The sequence below is a fragment of the Leptolyngbya sp. FACHB-36 genome (assembly GCF_014695955.1).
Classification (GTDB): domain Bacteria; phylum Cyanobacteriota; class Cyanobacteriia; order Leptolyngbyales; family Leptolyngbyaceae; genus FACHB-36.
This window is the reverse complement of sequence record NZ_JACJPG010000479.1, coordinates 1-2,856: the sequence shown is the minus strand read 5'-3', so window position 1 is coordinate 2,856 and position 2,856 is coordinate 1. Positions and strand designations below refer to the sequence as shown.

Here is a 2,856-nt window from a genome sequence, read left to right as displayed (position 1 = left end):
TGGACACGAGTGCAGACGGGCTGCACCCACAGCGATGGCTGCTTTTATTCCAGCCAGCTTCAGGGCGGCAAGTGGGGATACATTCAAATGCCTCGGGCTGCCAATCCATAGACAAATTGGAGCGGACTTGTTGGGTATAGATAGGATTGGCGAAAACACGCGGAAGTTGCGATCGCCACAAATCAACAGAACAAAATGGTCACCCTCACCGGGAAGGCGATCGCGATCGCCTAAACTAACCGCTCTATAATACAGTTGTCCTAAGTTACTCAGAGATGCCGAGTTGAACCCGCCACGCCAGCAAGCAGAGACGTATCAGGCTCCTCCTGTGGAGTCACTGCAAGGCGTTGTCGAACGCATTACTTACCACGCTGACGCATCTGGCTACACTGTTGCTCGGCTAAAAGCTCCCCGCACCAGCGAACTGGTCACGATCGTTGGCAGCTTTGCCGATATTCAAGCAGGGCAAACCCTGCAAATGCAAGGCACTTGGCGAGAGCATCCCAAGTACGGGCAACAGTTTCAGGTGGTGCAGTATCGGGAAACGAAACCTGCAACGCTGACCGGGATGGAAAAGTACCTGGGCAGTGGGTTGATTAAAGGCGTGGGAGTCGTGACGGCTAAACGCATCGTCGCTCACTTTGGGCTAGAAACGCTCAATATCATTGAGCATGAGATTGAGCGGCTGATTGAAGTTCCTGGCATTGCCAAGAAGCGAGTCAAGCTGATTCAGGCTGCTTGGGAAACGCAAAAAGCAATCAAAGAAGTGATGCTGTTTCTACAAGGACATGGGGTGTCCACCACGTATGCCGTCAAAATTTACAAGCAGTATGGGGATGCGTCAATTCAGACGGTCACTGAAAACCCGTATCGACTGGCAACCGATGTCTACGGCATCGGGTTCGTCACAGCAGACGCGATCGCCCGCAATTTAGGGATTCATCCCACCTCTGAGTTTCGCTACCGAGCAGGCATGCTGCATGTTCTGACGGAAGCAGCTGAGGAGGGACACTGCTTTCTGCCGCAGCCCGAACTGGTCGAGCGTACCGTCACTCGGCTAGCGCTGCCCGACCACCGGATTGCACCCGACGAGATCTCTGCTCTGACGATTGAGATGTCAATGGATGCGGAACTGATGCTGCAAGGGGGAGCAGGAGCGTTTCAAGGGCAGTTCCTGTGTTATGCTCCATCGTTCTTCCACTCAGAACAAGGGTTAGCCAACCGGGTCAAGCAGCTGTTAACTCACTTACTCCCGGTAGATCTGCCTAGGGTGGAGCGGTGGATCGATCGCTTCACAGAGAAAACCGGACTTCAGCTATCTCCGCAGCAGCGACAAGCTGTAGCGATGGCAGCCAGTCATCGCGTACTCATCCTCACGGGCGGTCCCGGTGTCGGCAAGTCCTTCACCTGTCGCACGATCGTAGCTCTCTGGAAAGCGATGGGAAAGCGTGTTGCTCTGGCGTCTCCAACCGGACGGGCGGCTCAACGGCTGAGTGAGTTAACTGGGCAGGAAGCCAAGACCATTCACCGTCTATTGGAATTTGATCCCAAGAACCTGAAATTCAAGCGGGATGCAGACAATCCGATTGCGGCAGACGCGATCGTGGTTGATGAGTCTTCAATGCTGGATTTGTTTCTGGCAAACTCGCTGTTCAAGGCGATCTCTCCCCAGGCTCACCTGCTGCTGGTGGGAGACACCGACCAGCTACCAAGCGTGGGACCGGGACAAGTGCTGCACGATTTGATGGCGTCCGATCGGATTCCTGTGGTGCGGCTGACGCAGGTGTTTCGACAGGCGCAAACCAGCCAGATTGTCACCAATGCTCACCGGATTAATCAAGGCAGCTTTCCCCAACTGGAGCCAGTCTCGAATACGCCTAGAACCGACTGCCTTTGGTTCAACGCCGAGGAACCAGCCTATGGTGTGTCAGCGATCCGAGATATTGTGACCCATTTGATACCTCAGATGGGCTTTAATCCGGCAACGGACGTTCAGATTCTTTGTCCTATGACTCGCGGGGAGGTTGGCACCCGCAATTTGAATCACGTATTGCAGCAGGTGATCAATCCACCCAGTCCAAACAAAGCAGAACTGGTGAGAGGCGGTATGACGCTGCGCGTGGGCGATCGCATTCTCCAGCAAAAGAACGACTACGATCGAGAGGTGTTTAATGGCGACTTGGGCGTGATTACGGGAATTGACACGGAAGAACAGGAACTCACGGCTCAGTTTGCCGAACGCTCTGTGACCTACGACGCGGCTGACTTGAATGAAATTACCCTGGCGTTTGCCACCACGATTCACAAGTCGCAAGGCAGTGAGTACCCAGTGGTGATTTTGCCCGTCTTCATGCAGCACTTTATGATGCTATCGCGCAATTTGATTTACACTGGCATCACTCGCGCCCGCCAATTGGTTGTGGTGGTCGGGTCGCAAAAGGCGATCGGCATCGCGGTAAAACAGGTCAAAGACCAGCAACGGTATACTCTGCTGGCGCATCGGTTGCGGACAGAGCCGATCGAGTGGCAATCCGAGGCAACCCAATTCGCAAAGTAACCCTGTCTTTGCTCTCGCCGATGTCAGTCTGGATCACTCAGTTTCTGACGATCGCGCTGTGGACCCCGAGGGGAATAGATTGAACCTTATTAAAAAATCTTGGGGGCAGAACCAGGTTAAATGCGATTCTCGACCCAATTATACTGCGTTGCCACACAAAGACTCATGCAATGATAAAGGACTCAGTTAGCCTTACGAGTCATATCTAGCAAGCTTTTAAGAATCTGCTTACGCAGTGCTTTATTGGGAGCATTGATTTCAAACATTTCTGTTGCCCACAGCCCTTCTGTTGCCAGGTA

Annotated in this window: 1 protein-coding gene; it reads left to right on the top strand. The window is 53.3% G+C overall.

Going from position 1 to position 2,856, the window contains the following annotated elements; translation table 11 throughout:
- The first annotated feature begins 283 nt into the window (after window positions 1–283).
- A complete protein-coding gene (locus H6F43_RS13685) occupies window positions 284–2,557 on the top strand; it encodes an ATP-dependent RecD-like DNA helicase (protein ID WP_190343294.1) in 2,274 nt (757 codons plus the stop codon).
- The last annotated feature ends 299 nt before the right edge of the window (window positions 2,558–2,856 follow it).